The organism is Tunturibacter empetritectus, from assembly GCF_040358985.1.
GTDB lineage: Bacteria > Acidobacteriota > Terriglobia > Terriglobales > Acidobacteriaceae > Edaphobacter > Edaphobacter empetritectus.
Genome location: NZ_CP132932.1, coordinates 544372 through 568484, shown reverse-complemented (window position 1 = coordinate 568484; position 24113 = coordinate 544372). Strand labels below are relative to the sequence as shown.

General features: G+C 59.0%; 21 protein-coding genes. 14 read left to right on the top strand and 7 right to left on the bottom strand.

All coding sequences use genetic code 11. The features are described 5' to 3' along the window. Positions 1 to 17 precede the first annotated feature (17 nt). Positions 18 to 446: a Fur family transcriptional regulator gene (locus tag RBB75_RS02210; protein WP_353069374.1), complete on the top strand. Its 429-nt coding sequence runs from the start codon at positions 18 to 20 to the stop codon at positions 444 to 446. A 33-nt stretch (positions 447 to 479) separates the two neighbouring features. Beyond that, a complete protein-coding gene (locus RBB75_RS02205) occupies positions 480 to 1973 on the top strand; it encodes a catalase (protein ID WP_179639150.1) in 1494 nt (497 codons plus the stop codon). Between the two features lie 62 nt (positions 1974 to 2035). On the opposite strand, the gene RBB75_RS02200 is transcribed toward RBB75_RS02205, so the two are convergent. Together RBB75_RS02200 and RBB75_RS02195 are read right to left on the bottom strand one after the other, a co-directional pair. Continuing rightward, positions 2036 to 2164, bottom strand: coding sequence for a hypothetical protein (locus RBB75_RS02200; protein WP_353069373.1), 129 nt, complete (start codon positions 2162 to 2164; stop codon positions 2036 to 2038). Between the two features lie 70 nt (positions 2165 to 2234). After that, positions 2235 to 3149, bottom strand: a complete 915-nt coding sequence (locus RBB75_RS02195; RefSeq protein WP_353069372.1) for a M28 family peptidase — start codon at positions 3147 to 3149, stop codon at positions 2235 to 2237. A gap of 248 nt (positions 3150 to 3397) precedes the next feature. Between RBB75_RS02195 and RBB75_RS02190 the strand changes: the two genes are divergently transcribed. Continuing rightward, entirely contained in the window at positions 3398 to 4555 is a 1158-nt protein-coding gene (locus RBB75_RS02190; RefSeq protein ID WP_353070346.1) for a lactonase family protein, read from the top strand. 172 nt (positions 4556 to 4727) lie between these two features. Continuing rightward, positions 4728 to 5909 carry an SH3 domain-containing protein gene (locus RBB75_RS02185; protein WP_353069371.1) on the top strand — a complete coding sequence of 394 codons (1182 nt, stop codon included), beginning with the start codon at positions 4728 to 4730 and terminating at the stop codon, positions 5907 to 5909. A 44-nt stretch (positions 5910 to 5953) separates the two neighbouring features. Here the strand turns inward: RBB75_RS02185 and RBB75_RS02180 are convergent, their stop codons facing one another. Beyond that, positions 5954 to 7129, bottom strand: coding sequence for a DegT/DnrJ/EryC1/StrS family aminotransferase (locus tag RBB75_RS02180; RefSeq protein WP_257031118.1), 1176 nt, complete (start codon positions 7127 to 7129; stop codon positions 5954 to 5956). A gap of 246 nt (positions 7130 to 7375) precedes the next feature. Between RBB75_RS02180 and hfq the strand changes: the two genes are divergently transcribed. From hfq to atpC, 9 genes are all read left to right on the top strand, one after another. Further along, complete coding sequence (gene hfq / locus RBB75_RS02175) at positions 7376 to 7696, top strand: RNA chaperone Hfq (RefSeq protein ID WP_179639146.1); 321 nt, start codon at positions 7376 to 7378, stop codon at positions 7694 to 7696. 78 nt (positions 7697 to 7774) lie between these two features. Further along, positions 7775 to 9157: a GTPase HflX gene (gene hflX, locus RBB75_RS02170; RefSeq protein ID WP_179639932.1), complete on the top strand. Its 1383-nt coding sequence runs from the start codon at positions 7775 to 7777 to the stop codon at positions 9155 to 9157. Positions 9158 to 9520: 363 nt separating this feature from the next. Then, entirely contained in the window at positions 9521 to 9988 is a 468-nt protein-coding gene (locus RBB75_RS02165) for a F0F1 ATP synthase subunit B family protein (protein ID WP_179639145.1), read from the top strand. Positions 9989 to 10011: 23 nt separating this feature from the next. After that, on the top strand, positions 10012 to 10710 hold the full coding sequence (locus RBB75_RS02160) for a F0F1 ATP synthase subunit B family protein (protein WP_218884697.1): 699 nt from the start codon (positions 10012 to 10014) through the stop codon (positions 10708 to 10710). Next, positions 10710 to 11249, top strand: a complete 540-nt coding sequence (gene atpH, locus RBB75_RS02155; protein WP_179639143.1) for an ATP synthase F1 subunit delta — start codon at positions 10710 to 10712, stop codon at positions 11247 to 11249. The genes RBB75_RS02160 and atpH overlap by 1 nt, the downstream gene beginning before the upstream one ends. 62 nt (positions 11250 to 11311) lie before the next feature. Next, positions 11312 to 12871: a F0F1 ATP synthase subunit alpha gene (gene atpA, locus RBB75_RS02150; RefSeq protein ID WP_353069370.1), complete on the top strand. Its 1560-nt coding sequence runs from the start codon at positions 11312 to 11314 to the stop codon at positions 12869 to 12871. A 3-nt stretch (positions 12872 to 12874) separates the two neighbouring features. Beyond that, positions 12875 to 13966, top strand: coding sequence for a F0F1 ATP synthase subunit gamma (locus RBB75_RS02145; RefSeq protein ID WP_353069369.1), 1092 nt, complete (start codon positions 12875 to 12877; stop codon positions 13964 to 13966). A 31-nt stretch (positions 13967 to 13997) separates the two neighbouring features. Further along, positions 13998 to 15440, top strand: a complete 1443-nt coding sequence (gene atpD, locus RBB75_RS02140) for a F0F1 ATP synthase subunit beta (protein WP_179639140.1) — start codon at positions 13998 to 14000, stop codon at positions 15438 to 15440. A 103-nt stretch (positions 15441 to 15543) separates the two neighbouring features. Continuing rightward, on the top strand, positions 15544 to 15975 hold the full coding sequence (gene atpC, locus RBB75_RS02135; protein WP_179639139.1) for an ATP synthase F1 subunit epsilon: 432 nt from the start codon (positions 15544 to 15546) through the stop codon (positions 15973 to 15975). Positions 15976 to 16247: 272 nt separating this feature from the next. Here atpC and aroE read toward each other — a convergent pair whose 3' ends face one another. Then, positions 16248 to 17840, bottom strand: coding sequence for a shikimate dehydrogenase (aroE, locus tag RBB75_RS02130; RefSeq protein ID WP_353069368.1), 1593 nt, complete (start codon positions 17838 to 17840; stop codon positions 16248 to 16250). Between the two features lie 279 nt (positions 17841 to 18119). Between aroE and pgeF the strand changes: the two genes are divergently transcribed. After that, a complete protein-coding gene (gene pgeF, locus RBB75_RS02125) occupies positions 18120 to 18971 on the top strand; it encodes a peptidoglycan editing factor PgeF (RefSeq protein ID WP_353069367.1) in 852 nt (283 codons plus the stop codon). Positions 18972 to 19095: 124 nt separating this feature from the next. On the opposite strand, the gene RBB75_RS02120 is transcribed toward pgeF, so the two are convergent. From RBB75_RS02120 to RBB75_RS02110, 3 genes are all read right to left on the bottom strand, one after another. Next, the gene (locus tag RBB75_RS02120) at positions 19096 to 21225 is read right to left on the bottom strand and encodes a prolyl oligopeptidase family serine peptidase (RefSeq protein ID WP_353069366.1); all 2130 of its coding nucleotides are present in this window, start codon (positions 21223 to 21225) and stop codon (positions 19096 to 19098) included. Between the two features lie 254 nt (positions 21226 to 21479). After that, positions 21480 to 23198, bottom strand: a complete 1719-nt coding sequence (locus RBB75_RS02115; RefSeq protein WP_353069365.1) for a hypothetical protein — start codon at positions 23196 to 23198, stop codon at positions 21480 to 21482. Beyond that, on the bottom strand, positions 23186 to 23989 hold the full coding sequence (locus RBB75_RS02110; RefSeq protein WP_179639135.1) for an ABC transporter ATP-binding protein: 804 nt from the start codon (positions 23987 to 23989) through the stop codon (positions 23186 to 23188). The genes RBB75_RS02115 and RBB75_RS02110 overlap by 13 nt, the downstream gene beginning before the upstream one ends. Between the last annotated feature and the right edge of the window lie 124 nt (positions 23990 to 24113).

Genomic DNA, 24113 nt, shown 5'->3' with positions numbered 1-24113 from the left:
TCGTTTATACTCGTCTCATGTTGGTGAACGAGGCCAGATCGTTTCGCGAGCTCTGCCAGGAGAACGGCATCGCTGTGACTCACCAACGGCAGGTCTTGTACGAAGTGATGAAGACGATGCATGGCCATCCGAGTCCGGAAGAGGTCTATGCGCAGGTTAAGAAGAAGGTGCCGGCAATCTCGCTGGCTACCGTTTACAAAAACATACATCTGTTTGTGGAGAGCGGCGTCTTTCGCGAGGTGAGCCTGCATCATGGCTCGCTGCGCGTGGAGATGAACGATGAATCGCATCACCACATGGTGTGCTCAAAGTGTAAGGCGATTACCGACATTGGAGAAAAAGAGCTTGGGCTGGTGTCGAAGCAGGACAGACTGCCTGGCGGATTTCTCGTGGAGCGGTATGCAGTGGATGTGATTGGCATTTGTGCGAAGTGCCAGCAGGCTTAGGGCGATTTCCTAACGAGTGGTAAGAGGTGAACTATGGCAGAAGATCTGAAGAGCAAGCAAATGACTACCGATGCCGGGCGACCGGTTGGCGATAACCAGAACTCCATCACGGTGGGCAATCGTGGACCGATCGTGTTTGAAGATTATTTGCTGTTTGAAAAGATGGCGCACTTCAATCGTGAGCGTGTTCCCGAGCGTGTGGTTCATGCGAAGGGTTCGGCGGCGCATGGCACCTTTACCTGTACTCACCCTGATATGGCGAAGTACACGACCGCGAAGGTGTTTGAGAAGGGGAAGAAGACCCCGACGTTCCTGCGGTTTTCGACCGTTGGCGGCGAGAAGGGGTCGGCTGACTCTGAGCGCGATCCGCGTGGGTTTGCGCTGAAGTTCTACACGGAAGAGGGCAACTGGGATCTGGTGGGCAACAATACGCCGGTGTTTTTTATCCGCGATCCTCTGAAGTTTGGCGATTTCATTCATACGCAGAAGCGTGATCCGGAGACGAACCTGAAGTCGCCGAAGATGATGTGGGATTTCTGGTCGCTTTCGCCGGAGAGCCTGCACCAGGTTACGATTCTGTTTTCGGATCGCGGTACTCCGGATGGCTATCGCCATTTGAATGGATACGGCAGCCACACGTTTTCGCTGATCAATGCGAAGAACGAGCTGTTCTATGTGAAGTACCACTTCAAGACGAAGCAGGGGATTAAGAACTTCACTCGCGAAGAGGCCGACCACATGAAGTCTGTGGATATGGATCACTCGCAGAGCGATCTCTTCCGCTCGATCGAGAAGGGCGACTTTCCCAAGTGGACGGTGCAGATTCAGATCATGCCAGAAGCTGAAGCGGAGACTTACCACATCAATCCGTTTGACCTGACGAAGATCTGGCCACATGCGGACTATCCTGTGATCGAGATCGGCGAGCTGGAGTTGAACCGCAATCCGAAGAATTATTTTGCTGAGGTTGAGCAGGCGGCGTTTGATCCGAAGAACGTTGCTCCGGGCATGGGCTTTTCGCCGGACAAGATGTTGCAGGGCCGTTTGATCAGCTATCCGGATGCACACCGGTATCGCATCGGAGTGAACTACAACCTCCTTCCGATCAACGAGCCGAAGTGCCCGTACAGCACGTACAACCGTGATGGCAGCATGCGCTACGGTGAGAACGGCGGCAGTGGTCCGAACTATGAGCCCAACAGCTTTGGCGGACCGACGCAGGATAAGAAGTATCTTGAGCGTCCTGTGACCTACAACACGGCGACCGTGGGACGGTACGACCATCGTGAGCATGATGGCGACTACTACACGCAGCCGGGGAACCTGTTCCGCCTGATGACACCGGATGCGCAGGAGCGGCTGTGCGGGAATATCGCGGCCGGCCTGGGTAAGGTCGAGACGCGGATTCAGGACCTGCAGATCAATCACTTCTACAAGTGCGATCCGAAGTATGGCGAAGGTGTTGCCAAGGCTATCGGACGCAAGATTGAAGACATTGTGAAGAAGGAAGAGCTGGTTGGTGCATAAGTAACTAATTTAGTTACATAAAGAGGCGGCCCTTTGCGGGCCGCTCTTTTTCTTTTAAAAGACTATGTCCTGCCGGACGGGCCTCCTGCGCGGAGGGCGGTCACTTCGTGACTTGTATACCCCTTCGGCTGGTCCTCCCGTTGGTCGGGGGAGAGATAAATTTCGACCAACGGGAGAACCTCGAGATTCATCTCTCCAAGACCGGTATACGCGTCACGAAGTGACCGCTTCGCGCGCAGCGAGCCCGTCCGGCAGGACGTTTTACGGCGTTGGGGCGGTGGGGTTGGCGTCGGGTTTATGGCCTGGGAGCCACTCGGGCTTCCACGAGGTGTCGGCCAGCCAGCGGATGGGGTTGACCATAGAGGCGATGGCGTTGGTCATGTGGGTGAAGTCGATGGTGCGGATCTCGTCGCTGGGCTGATGGTAGTCCTTGTGCAGGCCGTAGCTCGAGACGGTTTGAGCGACGATGCCTTGCTGAGCCAGCGCGTAGTTGTCGGAGCGGCGGAAGAAGTTTTCTTTGGGGTGAGGGTCGTTGACCAGGTGGGCACCGTGCTTTGCCAGTTCTGGGCCAAGGTTGGAGCGATCGAAGCCGGTGAGCCAGAGGGTTCCGGCGGGGACGACCGGGTCGGGGCGGCCGATCATCTCGAACTCGAGGTTGGCGACGATGCTGGCCAATGGCACGGGCGGGTGGGCGAGGAAGGCACGGTTGCCGAAGCCGCCGAGTTCTTCTGAGCCGAAGAGTGCGAAGACGATGGTGCGTTTGGGTCGCGGGCCGGTGGCGAGGATGTGGGCCAGTGCCAGGACTGCGGTGGTGCCGGATGCGTCGTCGTCGGCTCCGTTGTAGTTGGTGTCGCCGGCGGCGTTGGCGGGACCGATGCCGAGGTGATCGAGGTGCGCGGTGAGGAGGATGACCTCATTGGGTGCAGTGGTTCCGAGCAGGATGGCGATGGCGTTCCAGGTCTCTTTGCGGGGGACGTCCTGAAACTTGGCGAGGCGCTGCTGAGTTCTTGCGGGCAGGGGATCGGGGAGAGCTGACTTCTGGAGAAAGGTACCGTTGTCTCCGCCGGGCTCAAGGCCGAGGGACTGAAGTTGAGAGGCCACGAAGAGGGCGGCAATATGCTCATCGCGTGTGGCTGAGCCGCGGCCGTGAAGCTCATCGTCGGCCAGGAAGTTCATATCTGCGTGAACTTCCTGTTGCAGTGCAAAGGAGAGCGATACTGTTTGTCGAGCTGTTGCGTCGAAAGGGTGAGAGGGCTGCGATTGTGCTTTGGAGGGAAGAGTTTGTGCGAGCAGTATTGCGGCCAAGGGCAGAAGATGGAAAAGCTTCGAGGGTTGCATTGCGAAAATTATAGAGGAACGTTTTTATTGAATTAATTCTGCGTTGGCTGTGGCTGCTGCGAAGATAGAAGAGAGGCTTTGTGACGATGGAACGATGGGGAAGTTTGCGGCGTTGGGCTGTGGCGGGCGCTGCGCTGATGCTGCCTGTTTTCACCGGGTGTACGGGATTCTTTCCCCCGGTCGACAACTCTGGTGGTGGCGGGACCGGAGCGGGTGGGAACCAGGTATATGTGGTGAATCAGACGACGAAGTCTGTGAGTGGATTCGCAGTGGGGACTGCGACCTTGACTGCGGTGAGTAACTCGCCGGTCGCGCTTGGGTCGCAACCCTTTGCGGAGGTTGTAACTCCGAATGATGCGTTTCTTTACATCGCGGGACAAGCGTCGCTCAGCCTGTATCTGATCAACGCGAATGGATCTTTGAGCACTCCGGCAGCTGGCGCAGTGCAGAATCTTGTGACTGCGGCCTCGCTGGCGGTTTCGCCGGATGGGCAATGGCTGATTGCGCTGGATAGTTTTACGCAGCAATTGGATGTCTACCAGATCAACTCTTCGACGGGAGCGTTGAGTGACGTGGGGTCGCCTGCGTATTCGCTTCATGCTGGGGCGGGGACCTGGCACCCTTCGATGGTGAAGGTGTCGCCGGATGGGACGCTGATCTTTGCGGCACTTGGAACCGGCGGAGACGTCGTGTTTACGTTCGACACAGCTACTGGTACTGCGGTGCAGAGCCAGAGTCTGGCTAACGTAGATGCGAGCACAGGTGATGTTGGGCTGGCGATCGATCCCAAGACGGCTTATCTCTACATTGCGCGAAGTGGGACCAGCGGGGGAGTCGCCGTCTACACGATCGGGTCTGGAGGCGTGTTGAATTCGGTTACGGGGTCGCCATTTGCAGCGGGGAACGGAACCATGTCCGTCGTGCTGGATAGTACGGGCACTTACGCCTATGCGGCGAATCGTACTGATGGCACGATCTCTGGATACACGATTGTCGCTGGGACTACCCCTTCGGCTTTATCGTTGACTCCGCTGAGCGGATCGCCCTATAAGAGCGGGACGTCGGTGCAGTCGCTGGGGATTGATCGAACCGGAAAGTATCTGCTGGCGGCATCGGTGGGTGGGAGTCCGGATCTGACGATGTACAGCTTCGACATTACGACTCCGGGGAAGCTTGACGCGGCGACCAGTATCGCTACTGACGCTGATCCTGCAGGGGCGGCCGCGGTGGCGCTGACACACTAGTTGTTCCAGACCGGGACGGTGGTGTAGGAGTTGATGCCTGGATGTTATGGATTTAGCGAGGCCGCCGTTAGTATGGTGGAAGTAGTGTGTCGTGACGCGGAGTTTCAAGACTATCGTTTCTTCCTCTGGACAATTCGGTTTCGTGCGGTGCTTTTCACGGATTTGCGGCCTCGTGGCAGTCTCGGTGCTTTTGGTGGCGGGCGGGAGCGGGTGCTCGCGGCTGCGGCCTAAGCCGGCGGCTCAGTATGTGTATGTGACGGCGAAGCAGACGTTCTTGCGCGACCGGGTGGCGGCGGTCTCCAATCGCACGGCTACGGTGGAGAACGGCGATCGGCTCGAAGTGCTCGATCACGGGCGGCGGTTTGTGAAGGTTCAGACAGCCAAGGGAGAGCAGGGCTGGATCGATGAGAAGGTCGTCGCGACGCAGGACGTCTTCGATCAGTTTGAGAAGTTGAAGCAGGATCATAAGGCTGACCCGGTGGTTGCCTCGGCGGTGGTGCGGGACGAAGTTTATATGCATGCCAAGCCGGGCCGCGACACGGAGAGGTTCTTTCGTCTGGCGGAGGGCGAGAAGCTGAAGCTGCTGTCTCGCGCGACGCTGGCAAAGCCTCTGCCGCCGGGAACGCGGGTTGCGAAGGCTGCACCTCCCACTCCAGCGGCTGCGGCTGGTGCTGCAGGAAAGAGTGCGAAAGGTGCCGCGGCTGCTGCAGTGCCGGACGAGCCCGCTCCTCCGGTGATGGAAGACTGGTGGTTGGTGCGTGACTCCAAAGGCGATACAGGCTGGCTCTTTAGCCGGATGATGGATGTCGATGCGCCGGACGCGATCACGCGATACTCCGAAGGACAGAGGATTGTCGGTTCGTACATTCTTACTACGGTGAACGATCCGGAGGCCGAGCAGGACGATAAGAATATTCCGATCTACGTGACGGTGCTGAGCCCTTATAAAGCAGGGCTGACGTATGACTTCGATCAGGTGCGCGTCTTTACGTGGAATGTAAAGAAGCATCGCTATGAGACGGGGTTTCGCGACAGGAATATTGAAGGATATCTTCCGGTCACGGTAACGATGGCTAGCGATTCTTATGGCAAGTTGCCGGCGGCTACGACTGCGGCGCCAACCTTTTCGTATCGAGTGCTCTCCGATGAGGCTGGGCCGGTGGTGCCTGATCCTGTGACGGGTGCGATTGTGCCGGGCAAGACGGTGATGAAGATCTATCGGCTGGAGGGCAATCTGGTTCGTCGAGTGATTCAGCCTGGAACAACAGCGCCTGGGGAGGCTCATCCGGAGCCTGTGTCTGAGAAGAAGAAGGCTGCGGCGGGCAGGGGCGGAAGAGGCAAGAAGAAGCGGTAGGGTGTGTCTGGCGTGCAGACTTCCGCGGATGACTAAGAAGGTTTTTACTGATAGAAGCTGGCTATCGTGTCGACTACGGTTTGCTGCTCGTCTTCGCGTAGCTCGGGATACATAGGGAGGGCCAGGACTTCATCGGCAGCGGCTTCGCTGATGGGGAAGTCGCCCTGCTTGTAGCTGAGGTAGGAGAGACTGGTCTGCAGATGCAAGGGGACGGGGTAGTAGATCTCGCTGCCGATCTTTCGATCTGTAAGGTATTGGCGGAGTTCGTCGCGGCGGGGTGTGCGGATGACGTACTGGTGGAAGACGTGGCCGGCGCGCGGGTCGGTGATTGGGAGGACGATGCCTTTGTCGGTACTGGCTGTGCTGTCTGCGGTGAGGTTGGCTTTGTGGAAGAGCTGGTCGTAGCGGGCAGCGTGGTCGCGGCGCTGCTGGTTCCACTTTGGCAGATAACGGAGTTTGACCTCGAGGACAGCGGCTTGAATGGAGTCGAGGCGGGAGTTCCAACCGATCTCCTCGTGATAGTAGCGGCGGCGCATGCCGTGGGCGCGGAGGACGCGGGCATGATCGTCGATTGCGGCGGAAGTGGTGGTGACGAGGCCGGCATCTCCCATGGCACTTAGATTTTTTGTGGGATAGAAGCTGAAGGCGGCTGCATCTCCAAGGGCTCCTGCGGGGACTCCGTTCCATGTGGCTCCGAAGGCCTGGGCGGCATCTTCGATGAGCAGGAGTTTGTGGTTTTGTTTCAGTGCGGTGAATGCGTCCCAATCGGCGCACTGGCCGTAGAGGTGAACGGGGAGGATGGCTTTGACGTTGCGGCCCACGGGAGAGTCGAGGAGTTTCGCGACGGCCGGGGCTGAGAGGTTGAAGGTGGCAGGGTCGATGTCGGCCAGCAAAGGTGTGGCGCCGCAGCGGAGGATGGCGCTGACAGTGGCGAAGAAGCTGAAGGGGGTGGTGATGACCGCGTCGCCGGGGCCGACGTTTGCGGCGGCGAGAGCGAGCCAGATGGCGTCGGTGCCGCTGGCGCAGCCGATGGCGTGAGGAGCTGCGCAGGCAGTGGCGGCGGCGTGTTCGAAGCTGGTGACCTGGGGGCCAAGGATGAAGTGCTGCGACGTGCAGACGGCTTCGATGGAGTCGAAGATCTCCTGCCGGAGGACGGCGAACTGGCGGGAGAAGTCAAGCATTGGAACGGGTTGCGGCTTGCGGATGGTCACATCTGCCATGGTATATCGTTCGTATGTCGCTGCGGAGACTGCGCCAGACTGCCGTTCCGTCTTGCAATGCGTCTAAGGAAGTATTGCGTTCGTCTCTACCATGTGACGGGCCAGGTTGATTATTGCCGTCGATGCTCGTATTGTTGACAGTCTTGGCTTCAGACTTGGCGTTTGCGCTGAGTTTTGTTCTGAAGCCGATGGGTCACGGCAGAACCTCATCGCAGTATGAACATTTGAATAAAGGAGATCGGCCCCATGGAATCAAAGCCGGCACAGAACATTCAGGATACTTTTCTCAATACAGTGCGAAAAGATAAGAGTCCGATCACGATTTACCTGGTAAGCGGCGTGAAGCTGACAGGGAAGATTCGGTCGTTCGATAAGTACTCGGTGTTGCTGGAGAACAACAGCCAGGAACAGCTGATCTTCAAACATGCGATCTCGACGGTGGTGAGTGGGCGAGCAGGGGCGCATGGGGATGTGCGGAGTGATGCGAAGCCAGAGGTGCGGGCGGCGGTAGGTTCAGCCCCTGCCGGTGGGCCAGTACAAGAGGCGACAGGGACACAAGGCCGCTAGCCGTTGACAACTGAAGATGGAAAGAGGAATGGAAGGAAGCCTGCGAGGCGCAGTCTGGTGGAGGCGCACGAGGCTGCGATGCGCCATGGGCGGGGTGATCTGCCCCAGGCGGAGCGCGCCGTTCTGGTCGCAGTGGAGTTTACCGGGGAGCGGCGCAAGCTGACTGCTGCAGCGAGACTGGCAAAGACCGCAGCTGCGGTCTCGGCTGGTACTGCGCTGGATGGCCTCGATCTTTCTGTGGCGCCTAAGGCTGTGGCTGACCTTGACTTCGATGCTTCGCTGGCGGAGTTTGAAGAGCTGGCGAGAAGCGCGGGAGCCGAGGTGGCTGCGACCCTCATTCAACGGCGGCCGAGGCCAGATCCTGCGACGCTGGTGGGGCAAGGCAAGTTGGAGGAGATCGAGGGCGTGATTGCCTCGACCGGGGCTGACCTGGTTCTGTTCGATCACGATCTGTCGCCGTCGCAGCTGAGAAACCTGGAGGCGAAGCTGCCTTGCCGGGTCATCGACCGAACGCAGCTGATTCTGGATATCTTCGCAAGACACGCGCGGACGCGGGAGGGTCAGCTGCAGGTGGAGTTGGCACAACTGGAGTACCAGCTTCCCCGGCTGGCTGGGCGGGGGAAGTCGATGTCGCAGCTGGGCGGCGGCATCGGGACCCGTGGACCGGGTGAGACGCAGCTGGAGACGGATCGACGGAAGATCAATCTGCGCATCGACCATGTGAAGGAGCAGCTGGAGTCAGTGCGGCGAATTCGCAGGCAGCAAAGGCAGCGGAGAGAGGCGGTGCCGGTCCCTGTGGTTGCGCTGGTGGGCTATACGAATGCGGGGAAGAGCACACTGTTCAATGCGCTGACCGAGGCGGGAGTGCTGGAGTCTGCGCGGATGTTTGCTACGCTCGATCCCAAGCTGCGTCAGTTGACGCTGCCTTCGCGGAGAAAGATTCTGCTGTCGGATACGGTGGGATTTATTCGCAACCTGCCGCACACGCTGGTTACCAGCTTTCGGGCGACGCTGGAGGAGGTAGAGCGCGCGGAGCTGCTGCTGCATATTCGCGACGCTTCGAGTCCCATGGTGGATGAGCAGAAGACTCAGGTTGAGAAGGTCCTGGCGGAGTTGGACGTTTCGAAGAAGCCTGTGATCGAGGTGCTGAACAAGATCGACCTGGTTGGGAATGACGAAGGGATGCCCATGGGAGCGCCCGGAAGTATCGCGGTCTCGGGACTGAAAAAGCTGGGGCTGGACCATCTGCTGGCAGCGATCGATGCTGCATTGGTTGTCGATCCGCTGATTGAGATGCAGTTTCGTCTGCCGCAGTCGGAGGGAGCCGTACTGGCGGCGTTGGAGGCAGGGGCGGTGGTAGAGGGAAAGCGCTTCGAGGGAAATCTTGCCTACGTTACGGCACGAGGGCCCGCTTCATTGCTGAACAGATTCAGAAGATTCCGGGAACGGGCGATTGAATAGAAGACACCCTTAACTAGCATAGGCCGCCTGACGGGGAGCGGAGGTGGTGTCCCCAATCACGCGACCTATGTGACCCAGAGCTTAGGGTCCAGGTGGTACATCAAAGTCTAGTCCTTTGCCCGAGGAAGTCAAAGGAAACGTGCAAATAATTGGCTCAAGGGCTTGGGAGTGAACCACGTGCGAATACCGTTCACGATGGCCGATATTCATCAGGTGATTGGTTGACACCCTTGTAACCGCTTTGCTAAAACTAGGTGTACCTCGAACTATCATGCAGCGCCTGCGCCAGTGATTTCTGGAACAGAGTAGCGGTGTGAGACCGCTCACGACAGGACTTTCAAGCGGCCCCGGCCGACCCCATTCATGGATCAGATACTGAATCAACTCGGTGGACTTGTGCTCGGCTCCGTGCCGACGATGGTCTTGTTTATCTTGCTGGTGGTGGCTTATGGGCTGATTGTTCGACGTCCGCTGGATCGCGTGCTGGCTGAGCGGCGCGCCCGTACCTCAGGTGCTCTTGAGCAGGCTCGGAGAGCGATTGCCGCAGCGGAGGCGGAGACCGCGGCTTATGAAGAGAAGTTGCGCCACGCCAGGGTTGAGATCTTCCAGATGCGCGATAAGAAGCTGAAGCAGTGGAATGCGGAGCGGGAGGCAGCACTCGCCCAGGCCCGTCAGCAGACGCAGGACCGAGTTCATGGAGCCAAGCAGGAGATAGAGCAGAGTGCTCATGAGGCGCGGCTGCAGATTGCAGGAATGAGCGAAGAGTTAAGCTCGCGGGTTCTCAATGCGGTGCTTCCAGCTGGAGTTCAGGCAGCGGAGGTTGCGCAGTGAAGAATTCTTTTGTGAAGAGGCTTTTGCCTGCTGTTTTCTTGCTTGGATTTCTCTTCGCGCCAGTACGCCATGGGAAGGCACAGGATGCAGGTGCTCCCAGCGCAGGCACTGATCGGCCCGCCGTCTCCGAGACGCAGTCCTCCGAGAAGAATCAACAGGAAGAAGACGAAAACGACAAGTACCTTCATTCGGCCACGGTGCGCGCTCTTGGGGCGAAGGTTGGTTTGAACGCGGAGCAGGCGGCTACGGCGTTTACGGTTGCCAACTTTGTAGTTCTAGCCGCGCTCGTAGGGTGGTTTCTGGCGAAGACGTTGCCGAAGACCTTTCGTAATCGGAGCACATTGATTCAGAAGCAGCTCGTGGATGCGCGCACTGCGACCGAAGATGCCAATGCCAGGTTGAACAGTGTAGAAGCTCGCCTAAGCAAGCTGGACAGCCAGATCGCGGCCATGCGCTCCCAGGCAGAGAAGGACTCCGCGCTCGATGAACAGCGCATTGCGGCCAGCGTGGAAGAGGAAAAGCAGAAGATTCTGGCGGCAGCCGAGCAGGAGATTACTGCCGCGACGGCTCTTGCGCAGCGACAGATACAGCAGTATGCGGCAGAGCTTGCTATCGAACAGGCAGCACGCAAGCTGGTAGTCACGGCGGAGACTGACCGTCTGTTGATCCAGAGCTTTGCGCAGCGGTTGACCGGCGACGATTCGAAGAAAGGACAAAACTGATGTCTGTCCTTTCGTTGCGTTACGCTCACGCGTTTGCCGCAGTGGCTGCCTCTGCGCACCTTGATGCAGCCGCGGCACAACAACAGCTTCGTGATTTCAGTGGAACGTTCGCGGGTAGTCATGACCTTCGTGAAGTTTTGATGAATCCGTCGATTGCGAACGAACAGAAGTTGAAGGTGCTCGATGCGATTGCAGGACGCATCGGGATGTTCCCGCAGGTGCGAAATTTTATTGCAGTGATCATGGATCATCAGCGCCTCGATGAGTTGAACGAGATTCTCGAGGAGTACCACGTCCTTGCCGATGAGCAATCGAACATGGCGGAGGCGGAGATTACCAGCGCCCGGCCGTTGAATGATCAGGATCGTGCCGAACTCGAGGCTCAGGTTGCGAAGCTCGCGGGGGGTCGCGTTCGGGCCACTTATCTCCAGGATGCAACTCTGTTGGGTGGAGCTGTAGTGCGGCTTGGTTCCACGGTGTACGACGGGTCCATCCGCGGACAGTTGCAGCAGTTGAAGCAGAAGCTTGTGAACGCGTAGAGTCTTGCCGGCGACGGCGCTAAGTTTTTGAAGGTTTGACACGAATCGAGTAGAAGGAAGACATGGCACAGATCAAGGCGGATGAGATAACAGAACTGCTTCGCCAGCAGATTGAGAACTTTGAGCAGCGCATCCAGGTGGATGAGGTTGGAACGGTCATCTCGCTGGGTGATGGTATCGCGCGTGTCCACGGCCTGGATAAAGTGATGGCCGGTGAGCTGATCGAGTTTCCGCACGGCGTTGCGGGCCTTGCCATGAACCTAGATGAAGACCAGGTCGGCGCGGTGCTGCTGGGTGACTACACGGAGGTCAGCGAAGGCGATCAGGTGAAGCGGACCGGTAAAATCATGTCCGTGCCGGTCGGCGAGGCTCTGATTGGCCGCGTTGTAAATGCGCTGGGTCAGCCTATCGACGACAAGGGTCCGATCAATACCGACAAGTATCTACCAGTGGAGCGGCTTGCTCCTGGCGTTATCGATCGTCAGTCGGTGCGTGAGCCGATGGCTACCGGCATCAAAGCCATCGACACGATGATTCCGATTGGCCGCGGCCAGCGTGAACTTTTGATCGGCGACCGTCAGACCGGAAAGACTGCAATCGCGCTCGACACCATCATCAACTCCGCCAAGAACAACCTGATCTGCATCTATTGCGCGGTCGGGCAGAAGCGTTCTTCCGTGGCACAGGTGGTGCAGACGCTTGAAGAGCATGGCGCAATGGCTTACACCATTGTTGTTGCCGCGACTGCCTCTGAGCCGGCGCCGATGCAGTACCTCGCTCCGTTTGCTGCGACGGCAATGGGTGAGTACTTCCGCGACAGCGGCAAGCATGCGCTGGTGATCTATGACGATCTCTCGAAGCACGCCGCCAGCTATCGCGAGATCTCGCTGCTGCTCCGCCGTCCGCCTGGGCGCGAGGCGTACCCCGGCGATGTGTTCTATCTCCACTCTCGGCTGCTCGAGCGCTCCTCAAAGGTTTCAGACAAGCTCGGCGGCGGTTCGCTGACGGCGCTTCCGATCATCGAGACGCAAGCTGGCGACGTTTCGGCTTACATCCCGACGAATGTGATCTCAATCACGGATGGGCAGATCTTCCTTGAGACCGACTTGTTCAACTCTGGCGTGCGTCCTGCCGTCAACGTTGGTCTCTCCGTATCACGCGTAGGCTTCTCGGCTGCAATCAAAGCAACCAAGCAGGTTGGAGCCACCCTGAAGCTTGATCTGGCGCAGTATCGCGAGCTGGCTGCGTTCTCGCAGTTTGGTTCGGATCTGGATAAGGTAACGCAGCAGCAGCTCAACCGCGGACAGCGCCTGACGGAGCTCCTCAAGCAGCCGCAGTTCCAGCCGCTCAGCGCGGAGAAGCAGGTTGCAATCCTCTTCGCTGGTGTAAACGGCCTTCTGGATGATGTAAAGGTTAGTGATCTGCGGGCGTTCGAGGACGGCTTCTATCCTTATCTCGAATCGGCACAGCCCGCGATTCTGACAGACATCGCCACCAAGAAGGCTCTGGACGACGATTTGAAGTCTCGTCTGACCGCGGCGATCAAAGAGTACAAGGGCAACTTCCTCGCAGATCGCAAGGACAAGAACCAGCAACAGAAAGAGACGGTTGCAGCTAAGTAAACCATGGCAAACGTACTCGATTTACGTCGTCGCATCCGCAGTGTGAAGAACACGCGGCAGATCACGAAGGCCATGAAGATGGTCTCGGCGGCTAAGCTGCGCCGTGCGCAGGAGCGTGCCATGCAGGCACGACCCTACGCCCAGATGCTGATCAACGTGCTGGAGTCTCTGGTGCGCCGCACCGATATCTACAACGAGCAGACCGGCGAGATTCTTCATCCCCTGCTGATTGAGCGCGAAGAGAAGAACGTACTCGTCGTCGTGATCGCAGGCGATAAGGGATTTGCAGGCGGCTTCAACTCGAACGTTGGCAAAGCAGCGCAGAAGTTCATCGACGCTCGCGTGGCGAGAGGACAGAACATCGACCTTGAGCCCATTGGGAAAAAGGCGATTGGCTTTTACAAGAGGAAGTTTCCAGCGGCGAACTACGAGAAGACAGAAGAGCACTACGACAACGATCTCGCAATACACTACGATACGATTCGCCATCGCGCAGCACAGATCGAAGTTGCAGCGGAGCATCCGGACCTTCTCGTCAAGACCGAATTTGAAGCTGTCTCCAAGCTGGCGCACTCCATCATCGAACGTTACGAACGGTCGGAGATTGACTCTGTCTATCTCGTCTACAACGAGTTCAAATCTGTGCTGCAGCAGAGAATCGTTGTAGAAAAGTTGCTGCCGATTGTCGAGCTTGGAGCTCACAACGTTGAGTCTTCTCAGGAGCCGACCCAGGAAGAGCGCGATGCGGCTGTTAAGGCAGCGCAGTCGGAAGGCATCAGCGTTCATGTACCCGAAGCCAGCGAGATGGAAGAAGAAGCCAAGAAGTTTGGCACCGCCGATGTCGATTACATCTTCGACCAATCGCCGGAGAGACTCTTCCGTCACCTGATGCCGCGTTATGTGACGACAGTGATCTTTCATGCATTGCTCGAGTCCACCGCTGCAGAACACGCAGCGCGTATGACGGCAACCGATGCTGCGACCAAGAACGCAGGCGACCTGATCGACAGCCTGAGCCTCACCATGAACCGCGTACGTCAGGCAGCAATTACCAAGGAAATTATTGAGATTGTGAGTGGCGCGGCTGCTCTCTAAGCACAGACGGCTGCAATAACGAAAGAGACCTATGGCAGAGAATATTGGCAAAGTAATTTCGATCAGCGGACCGGCCGTTGACGTTCAATTCGAAGAGTCGCACATGCCGCCTATCTTTCAGGCGATCCGCATCGTCAGCGAAGGCTTTGATGTTCCCACCCCGTTGGACGTAATCGTTGAGGTCCAGCAGCATCTTGGTGAAGGCCGCGTGCGCTGCATCGCAATGGTCGCGACCGAAGGGATGGTTCGCGGGATGAAGGCGATCGACACCGGTTCGGGCATCATGGTGCCGGTGGGCCGTGAGACGCTTGGCCGCGTGCTCAACGTGCTTGGCGAGCCGGTGGATGAGCTGGGACCGGTCAACGCGAAGGTGCATATGCCGATTCACCGGCTGGCTCCTGCGTTTGATGAGCAGTCAACCAGTGAGGAGATGTTCGAGACTGGCATCAAGGTCATTGACCTCATCCAGCCGTTTATGAAGGGCGGCAAGATCGGCCTGTTTGGTGGCGCTGGTGTGGGCAAGACCGTCATCATTCAAGAGCTGATCAATAACGTTGCCAGCCAGCATGGAGGCTTTTCGGTGTTCGCCGGTGTGGGCGAGCGTACCCGCGAAGGCAACGATCTTTGGATGGAGTTTCAGGAGTCCGGCGTTATCGACCTGAAGGATCTGCCGAAGAGCAAAGCGACGCTGGTCTATGGGCAGATGACTGAGCCGCCAGGGGCGCGTCTTCGCGTGGCGCTGACCGGCCTTACAGTGGCGGAGCACTTCCGCGACGAAGAGGGCGCGGATACGCTGCTGTTCATCGACAACATCTTCCGCTTTACCCAGGCGGGTTCTGAGGTTTCGACGCTGCTTGGCCGTATGCCTTCGGCCGTAGGCTATCAGCCTAATCTTGCGACCGAGATGGGTGAGTTGCAGGAGCGCATCACCTCGACGAAGAAAGGTTCGATTACGTCGGTGCAGGCGGTGTATGTGCCTGCCGACGACTTCACTGACCCGGCTCCGGCGACGACCTTTGCTCACCTTGATGCGACCACATCGCTTTCGCGGCCCCTCTCCGAACTAGGAATCTATCCCGCTGTAGACCCGCTGGCTTCTACCTCGCGCATTCTGACTCCTCGCGTGGTCGGGCAGGAGCACTACGATGTGGCGCAGGGTGTGAAGAAAATTCTGCAGCGCTACAAGGATTTGCAGGACATTATCGCAATTCTCGGTATCGACGAGCTCTCGGAAGAGGACAAGGTCACCGTGGCACGTGCGCGTAAGGTGCAGCGGTTCCTGTCGCAGCCGTTCCATGTGGCTGAGATCTTCACCGGTATCCCAGGCGCTTACGTCAAGGTTGCGGATACGGTTCGGAGCTTCAAGGAGATTATCGAAGGCAAGCACGATGACATTCCCGAGCAGGCCTTCTATCTGAAGGGCGGAATCGAAGACGTGATTGCAGCTGCAGAGAAGATGAAGCAGACGGTATAGAGCAGCGAGTCAGCGAAGTGCAGCAAGTCAGCGAGTTAGCAGAGAAAACAGCAAGTCAGCTGACCAGTTTTCGCTAACTTGCTGACTCGCTATGAAAGGAAACATGGCAGAGACACAACAATCTGGTCTTCTCAGCGTTCGGCTGGTCACTCCCGACCGTGTTCTGCTGGATGCGACGGCAGAGGCGGTGGAGTTGCCGTCGATGTCGGGATATCTGGAGGCGCTCTATGGTGCGGCGCCCCTGCTCGCAGAGCTTGGTGCGGGCGAGGTGCGCTTACATGGTGGCAGCTCAGGCGATCAGAAGTTTTTCGTAGCCTGGGGCTTCGTGGAGGTGCTGCCGGAGCGTGTGACGATCTTGGCGGAGACCGCGCTGCACCCCAACGAGATTGACACCGCCGAGGCCCAGAAGGAGCTTCAAGAGGGTCAGAAGCTTTGGAACGAGGCTGGTGACGACGGTGCGAAGTACGACGAAGCCAATGCGGTTACCCGGAAGGCTGAGGAGAAGCTCGCTTCAGCGCAGGGTAAGAGCAGCTAAGCCCGTCTGCTGTCCTCAAGCCATCAGGAGCCGCCTCGATCGAGGCGGCTCCTTTGTTTTAGAAAAAATAATCAAAAATCTTGGCGTATTTTTGAGGTTCCCCGAGAACGCTGTTTGGGAGCCACGTCCACCACGCATCTCACCACGATCACACTACAAAATCACCACACGAAAACACGCGAAATTCTAAAACACCCCTCGAAAACACCAGCAAAGACAGGGAAAACCCCGGGATCGCCGGGGTTCCATTTTTTTCCTGTGCAGCAGTCCAATCAGGAAGCTTTTTTCGTTTTGGCAGTAGGTGCCGGTGTCTCTGCAGCAGACTCGGCCTGCTGGCGTAGAGCGTGGATGACGACGCGCAGCATCTCCTCTTCCGGCGCAGGCTTGCCGGTGAAGATCTCGAACTGGCGCGCTCCCTGCTGTACGAACATCTCGATGCCGGTGATGATGGGGATGCTGTGTTGGCGCGCGAGACGAAGCAGTGGCGTTTCGAGCGGGTTGTAGACGAGATCAAATACCAGTTTGGTGTTGAGGTCTGCCGCTTCGAGGACCGGCGCGCCCTTGATGCCGGTCATGCCGATGGGAGTCGCATTGACGATGACGTCGAAGGTGGTCTTGGCGAGGGCATCCTTCTTGATGGTCTTCGAACCGGACTGCCTTGCCAGCTTCTGCGCTGTTTCGGCGGTGCGATTGAGGATGAAGACGTCTGCTCCCTTATCGCGCATCCCAAAGACTGCAGCGCGAGCAGCTCCGCCGGCCCCGAGGACAAGGGCCTTTGCTCCGCGAAGAGACATCCGCTTCTCAATGGGGCCCGTGATGCCGGCGACGTCGGTGTTGAAGCCGTAGAGCTTGCCGTCCTGACGCAGCACGGTGTTGCAGGCACCGATCTTGGCCGAGAGGGGATCTGTCTTCTCGAGATGCGACATGATCTCCTGCTTGAGCGGCATGGTGACGCTGAGGCCTTGGATGGGGATCTCGTGGACGAGCTTGAGCAGGTCGGAGAGTTTGTTGGCCTGAAGCGCGAGATAGACGGCGTTGACGGTCTCGCGGCGAAAGGCCGTGTTCATCATGATGGGAGAGAGTGAGCTGCGGATAGGGTTTCCGGCGACGCCATAGACCTTGGTGGCTGCGTCCACTTGATCGATGCGATAGGTTTCGATGAGTGTGCGGGCGGCGATCTGGCCGGGGGCAGTCTCTTCGCCAGCGGTGGCTGCGGCGAAGGTAAAGGCAGAGCCGGCGCGGAGTCCGAGGACGCGCGAGATGATGCCGGCATCGCCCATACAGACGCCGACGATGTTGGAGTGATCGTCCATACGCTCAATGAAGCGCATGAGGGTGACGTTGTCGGTGAGCGATTTGGCCGTGGGGACGATTTTGATGAAGTCGGGGCGGAAGGGTTCGATGCGTTTGAAGACGCCGTCGAGATCTTTGGTTGCGGTGAAGTCGTGGTGGCTAACAATGAGCGCAACGCCAGTCTCGCGAAGCTTCTGAAGCTCGCCTTTCTTCAGACTCTCAGCGGATTCGAGTTCAAGATCGACGATGTGGAAACCGGAGGTTCCAGCTTTGGAGAGAATCTCCATCTCTGCGGCGAGATTGCCGGAGAATTTGCCGCCGTTGGCGGCGCGGCGGCAGGTCGCGATAGCAGTGACAGCGGTATTTTCACTGAGGAAGTGCTTTAGCTTTGGCAGGGCGAGGAGAGGCTTCTCCAGGTAGTCGAGGCGAAACTCGAGGAAAGGAGTTTCTTTGGCGACGGCGCTGGCTTTTTCAAGCATCTCGGCAGGCGTGGCGCCGATGATGGGCACGCAGACTTTACTGATACGGGAACGAATAAATTGGGGGGCTACGGTGGGCACATTCACTCTCATGTCTACAATCGCGGTATATTACAGACCCGCGGGGAAGGATGCAAATTTTTGTTGCAACAGAAGGGGGTTAGTTGGTGCCCCTGCATCATCAGCTGTTACCGTCTTTTTGATGCTGTAACCCTCGTTGCGGTACTAAAAATAGACTCTGTGGATTGAGGAATGTTACCGGAAAGGGTTTTATGGAATCGGCGGCGATAACATTAGGGATCAGGGACGCCTGCTAGCGGGTACTGCCAGGAGTGCGTTAGGGTTATGGGCGCTCAAAATAAAGGAGTTAGCGTGAGTGAGCAGATTGAGGTGGTGCGGGTTGAGGCGTGGGAGGGGCTGGGGTGGTTGCGGCATGGGTTCAGTACGCGGGGTGGGGGTGTTTCTTCGGTTTATGGGGGAAAAACGCTGAATCTGGGGTGGACGAAGGAGGATGAGGCGGTTTCGGTGGTGGAAAATCGGGTGCGTTTTGTGCGGTGTGTTGATGGTGATCTGGTGCAGGGACGTGGTTCGTTGCTGGTGGGATTGAGGCAGATTCACTCAGATGTTGTGCTGGGGGTTCGGGAGGGGGACGGGGCGCTGGAAGGGAGGCTGCAGACTGCGGAGGGGAGGGCGGTGCTGGAGGGGGATGGGTTGATTACGAATGTGTCGGGCGTGCTGCTGGGGGTGGGGACGGCGGATTGCGTTCCGGTGCTGGTGGTGGATCGGGAGAAGAGGGCGGTGGGGGCGTTTCATGCGGGGTGGCGGGGTACGGTGGCGAAGATTGTGGAGCGCGGGGTGGCGATGATGGTGGCGGAGTATGGGTCGCGGGTGGAGGACCTGGAGGCGGCGGTGGGGCCGAGTATCGGGGCTTGCTGCTACTCGGTGGGTGGGGAGGTGCGCCGGGAGTTTGGGGAGCGATTTGGGTATGGGGAGGAGCTTTTTCGGGTGGGTGCCGCGGAGGAGGAGGGGAAACTGTATCTGGATCTTTGGGAGGCTAATCGCAGGCAGTTGGTGGAGGCTGGTGTAGGGGAGGAGCGGATCACCGTGGTGGGTGAGTGTACGGCTTGTGCGGTGGATCCGGTGGGGGAGATGAAGTACTTTTCGCATCGTGGGGAGAAGGGTGTTGCGGGGAGGATGTTGAGCGTGGTGGGTGTGGCTGGGTAGGTGCGAAAGGCGCTCTGTCCTGCCGGACGGGCCCACTACGCGTGGGGCGGTCACTTCGTGACTTGTATACCCCTTCGGTTGGCGCTCCCGTTGGTCGCGAGCCATCTTCCGCGGTCCATGCTTCCTAGTCCATGAGTTTTCGGGTTAGGTAGGTGTATTGTTCGGCGCGAGTGTTGGCTTGTTCTTTGAGGTTGGCTCCGGCGGCGTGACCGCCTTCGACGATCTCGTCGTAGAAGAAAGGCTTGTGAAACTCTTCGAGGCGGGCGGCGAATTTGCGGGCGTGGACGGGGCCGACGCGGTCATCTTTGGTCGTAGTGAAGATGAGCGGCTCGGGGTAGTTGGTGTTGGGGTTTAGTTGATTGTAGGGGGAGATGTGGGCGAGGAACTTTCGCTCATCTGGGATGGTGACGGTGCCGTACTCGCCGACCCAGGAGGCTCCGGCGGCGATGTGCTCGAAGCGGATCATGTCGAGCAGGGGGACCTGGATGACGACGGCGTTCCACATCTCGGGATGCTGGGTGAACTCGACGCCCATGAGGAGGCCGCCGTTGGAGCCGCCTACGATGCCGAGGCGGCGGGGTGAGGTGATCTTGCGGGTGAAGAGGTCCTGGCCGACGGAGGCGAAGTCGTCGTAGATGCGCTGGCGGTGGGTCTTGAGGCCGGCGTCGTGCCAGGCGGGGCCGAACTCGCCGCCGCCGCGGATGTTGGCGAGGACGAAGGTGCCGCCTCGCTCAAGCCAGAGCTTGCCGAGGATGGGATTGTAGAGGGGCGTCATGGAGACCTGAAAGCCTCCGTAGGCGTTCATGAGGGTGGGGTTCGAGCCGTCGTACTTGATGTCTTTGTGGCGGACGAGGAAGTAGGGGACTTTGGTTCCGTCTTTGGAGGTGGCCTGGAGTTGCTCGACGATGAGATTGGAGGCGTCGAACTGGGCGGGGAGAGTTTTGGCGGACTTTAGACTCGTCGATGCGGCGTCGCCGAGAAGGAGGGAGGAGGGCGTCAGGAAGCCGGTGGTTTCGAGGAAGAACTTGTTGTCGGAGGTGTTGGTGGTGGCGATGCTGACGCTGAGGTTGTCGGGGATGTCGAGTTTCTTGCGTGTCCAGGTGTTGTTGGCTTCGTGGGTGTAGAGGTAGGCGCGGCCTTGTACGTGGTCGAGCGTGGTGAGGAGGAGATGGTCTTTGGTGATGGCCGACTCCTGAAAGAACTCTTCAGTAGTGGGAGTGAAGATGACGGTGGGCTTGAGGTGGACGGGGTCCTTCTTTACGGCTTCGAGGTCGAGTGCAATGACTGAGCCTTGAGGGAAGGTTTTCGAGTGGCCTTCGGGCTTCCAGTCCTGGTTGAGTTCGACGATGAGCTGGCCGTCGAGCATGCCGTGGGTCCGCGACTTGCCAGGCACGAAGACTTTTTTGGGACCGCTGTCGGTGTAGAGGAAGGTCTCACGCTCGAAGAAGTTGACTCCGCGGTCGAGGATTACAGCGGTGTGACCCTGGCTGTCGTGAATTGCGGCTGCGCCGACTTCTACGTCGGTAGGTGTGCCTCGATAGACTTCTTTGGCCTGGTCGAGGGTCTGGCCGCGCTTCCAGAGCTTGATGACGAAGGGATAGCCGGATTGGGTCATGGTGCCTTCGCCCCAGTCGCGGGCTACGAGGAGGGTGTCTTTATCGACCCAGGTTACGTCCTGCTTGGACTTCGGTAAGACGAAGCCGCCTGCGACGAACTTTCCGGTCTTGAGGTCGAACTCGCGGAGTGTGTCTGCGTCTTCGCCGCCGGCGGAGAGAGAGACGAGGCAGAGCCCGTCTCCGGGGTAGAGGCAGTTAAGGCCCTTCTCGACCCATTTTTCGTTGTCCTTTGCGGCGAGGGCGTCATAGTCGATGACGGTCTGCCAGTCGGGCTGGTCGGTGAGGTAACTGTCGAGGGAGGTTTTGCGAAGAATGCCGCGGACGTGCTGGGCGTCCTGCCAGGTGTTGTAGATCTCACCGACGCGGAAGTCTGGAGTTGGGAGGCGGGTGGGCGATTCGAGCACCTTGAGCGCTGTTTCGGCGAGCGCGGGGTATCGCGGGTCGGCTTGCAGGACTTTGGCGGAGCGGGCATTTTCTTCGTTGACCCAGGCCATGGCTTTGCCGCCGGAGACGTCTTCGAGCCATTGGTAGTTGTCGGGCTGCTCGGGTGTGGTTTGGGCGGTGGCGTGAATGGAGCCGAAGGTGGTTGCTGTTGCGAATGCGATGAGGACTGCTGCCCTGCGGCTCGTGAGGTGCATCTCGTCTTTTTTCCTTCCTGATACTCACTTGGTGCGTTTGGCGGCGGTAGGTGAGCTGGTGTGCGGAGAGAGCCAGTGTAGCGTAGGTCTCGCCACGGGTGTCGTGAACTTTCTTGGGAAATGAAGAACAGACAACGGCTTGAACGTGTGGGTGGAAAAGGGCGAGCGGTTTGGGCAGGTGGAGTTCGTCGGGATCCTTCGCTGCACTCAGGATGACGGCAAAGGCTAATACGGCTTCGCCTGGACTCAGGACACTAGGTCTTGCATAGCTCTTCGGCGATGGTCTCGCGATGGTTCAGCGCGATGGTGTCGAGACGGTTGAGGACGTGGAGGTAGAAGAGGAAGGCTGCCTCAGCGAGGGCGAGGAGGATGGGGATCATGAGCCAAGGTTGGCCCAAGTGTTGGCTGAGAAGGACGATGGCAAAGCCGATTCCGAAACAGGCTAGAACAACGCCCAATGCGATGAGAGCGCTGAGTTGAGAGGTCTGTTTGCGGCTGATCTTCGACAGGTCGATTTTTTTTGGTGCGCTGAGGGAGCGGAGATTGCCGATGGCTCCGTTGGTGAAGGTGGCGAAGACGAGCCAGCAGAGGGTTGCGAGGGCGATGAGGAGCGATGGAGTGCCGGCGCTGAAGGTGAGAACTGCGAAGATGAGGCCGAACTCGATAAGGCTGAGGAGGAAGCCTATGAGGTTCTTTGCGAGGAAGACGTCGCGGAGGCGGGTGGGGCTGAGGAAGTAGAACTGGACGCCGGGGCCGTCCATGCCGAGGCCGTTGTAAGAGAGGATGGAGACGCCGAGGAGGGAGTAGGCGACGGCGGCGGGGAAGACGAGGCTGCCGCCGGTACCGCTGGCTCCCATGCGGTTGGCGAAGAGGAAGACCATAAAGATGGGCGCGATGAAGCCGTAGAGCTGATTGGTGTTGCGGCGGAGGTAGAGGAGCTCCTTACGCAGACATGCGGAAAGGATGGGGCTGAGGCTGAAGAGGCTGCGGGTGGGCTGAGCCGTTGCGGACGGCGCGCCGGCGATGCGCTGCGGGGGCGAGATGCGGGTTGCGGTGGGTTGGTGGGAGACCTGGCTTAGATTTTCGCCGCGGAACTCGCGATGCATACGCCAGGCGTAGATGGCCAGGAAGAGGCATCCGAAGGCGGTGAGGCCGAGGAGAGATGCGATGGCGATGAGGTGGTGTCCCTGCGTAGAGCTGACGATGGAGGTGGCGGCCAGGCCGGGTGGAAGGAAGTCGGCGATGGGGCGAATGCGGTTGAAGATTTTGATGAGGATTGGAAGTTTGCTGGCGTGGTGGCCGTGTTGGAAGGCTGGGTTGAAGTTTAGATTGATGTACTGAAAACCGAGGGAGCCGAAGATGATGAGAGCGGTGAAGATCTCGCTGGCGCGGCGGGTGGAGAGCCAGCGCTCGACCCAGGTGGTGGCCATTCGGGTGAAGAAGATGTTTGCCAAAGCGAAGACGAGGAGAGTGAGGGTGGCCCAGGGGATGAGCGAGGGCCTGGCTATACCGATGCCGATGTCGGTTGCGATGAGAGCGAGAGTGCCAATGACGTTGGCCGCAGAGAGGAGGCCGAAGAAGAGGCGCGCCAGGAGGTAGCGGGGGAAGCTGATGGGGAAGCGGATGATGGTGTTGACGTCGAAGCTGAGGCCCGGCGCGGAGATGTTGAGGACGACGAGCTGCCAGAGCAGGAAGACGCCCCAGGTGATTGCGGAGAGCATGGCGAGGCGATTGGTGACGACGAGAAGATGTGCTCCGATGCCTGCGCCGAGGATGGGGAAGATGGCGATGATGGCGAGGAAGGGGACGAAGAGGATGCGGGCGATGAGTTCGCCGGTTCCACCTTTGCGGCGGAAGGCGTTGCGGAAGATGCACCAGCGCAGTTGGGCGAGGGCGGCGAACTGGGCGCGGCTTTGGGCGGAGGTCCAGGGTTGATTTGGAGGTTGGCTTGGAGTTTCGGTTAGCCCAGCCATGAGAGCTCCTGCTCGGGTTGGATAGTGGCAGGATCGCTGCCTACTATGTCCAGGAATATTTGTTCGAGGGTGAGGATCTGGTTGCTGCCGTTGCCTTCGGGGTTGCGGGCCTGGACGCCGGCTCGGAGCTCTTCGAGGGAGCCGTTGGCGATGAGGTGGCCGCGGTCGATGATGGCGATGTGGGTGCAGAGGCGCTCGACGATCTCGAGGACGTGGGAGGTGAGGAAGATGGTGGCGCCGCGGGCGATCATACCCTGGAGCATGGCTTTGAGGGTGCCGGAGGCGATGGCGTCGACGCCTTCGAAGGGCTCGTCGAGAAAGAGGATGCGGGGGCCGTGGATGACGGCGGCGGCGAGGGCGAGTTTTTTCTGCATGCCGTGGGAGAAGTCGGTGATGAGTTTTTTGGTTTCGCCGGCGAGGCTCATGAAGTCGAGGAGTTCGGTGGTGCGGGCGGCGGTGATGGCGGCGTCGAGGCCGTACATGCGGCCTACGAAGCGGAGGTATTCGGCGGCGGTGAGGCGGCCGAAGAGAGCGAGGCCTTCGGGGACTACGCCGATCTGGCGCTTGACCTCGATGGGGTTGGTGGCGGCGTCGAGGCCGAGGATCTGGATGGAGCCGGAGGTGGGGGCAAGCAGGCCGGTGAGCATCTTGATGGTGGTGGATTTGCCCGCGCCGTTGGGACCGAGGAAGCCGAAGAACTGGCCGGGAGCGACGGTGAGGTTGACGTCCTGAACTGCGGTGAATTCGCCGAAGCGGCGGGTGAGGCCTGTGGTGGTGACGGCGGGGACCATGTGTGGGAAGCATATCGCAGTGGATGCGCCGGTAGGGCAAATTCAGGGTGCTTTGGGTTGTCTGGGGGGCCGATTTAGGTGCGTGATAGAGATCCAACAAAGGTGTGGCAACGTCTAAGAGTCG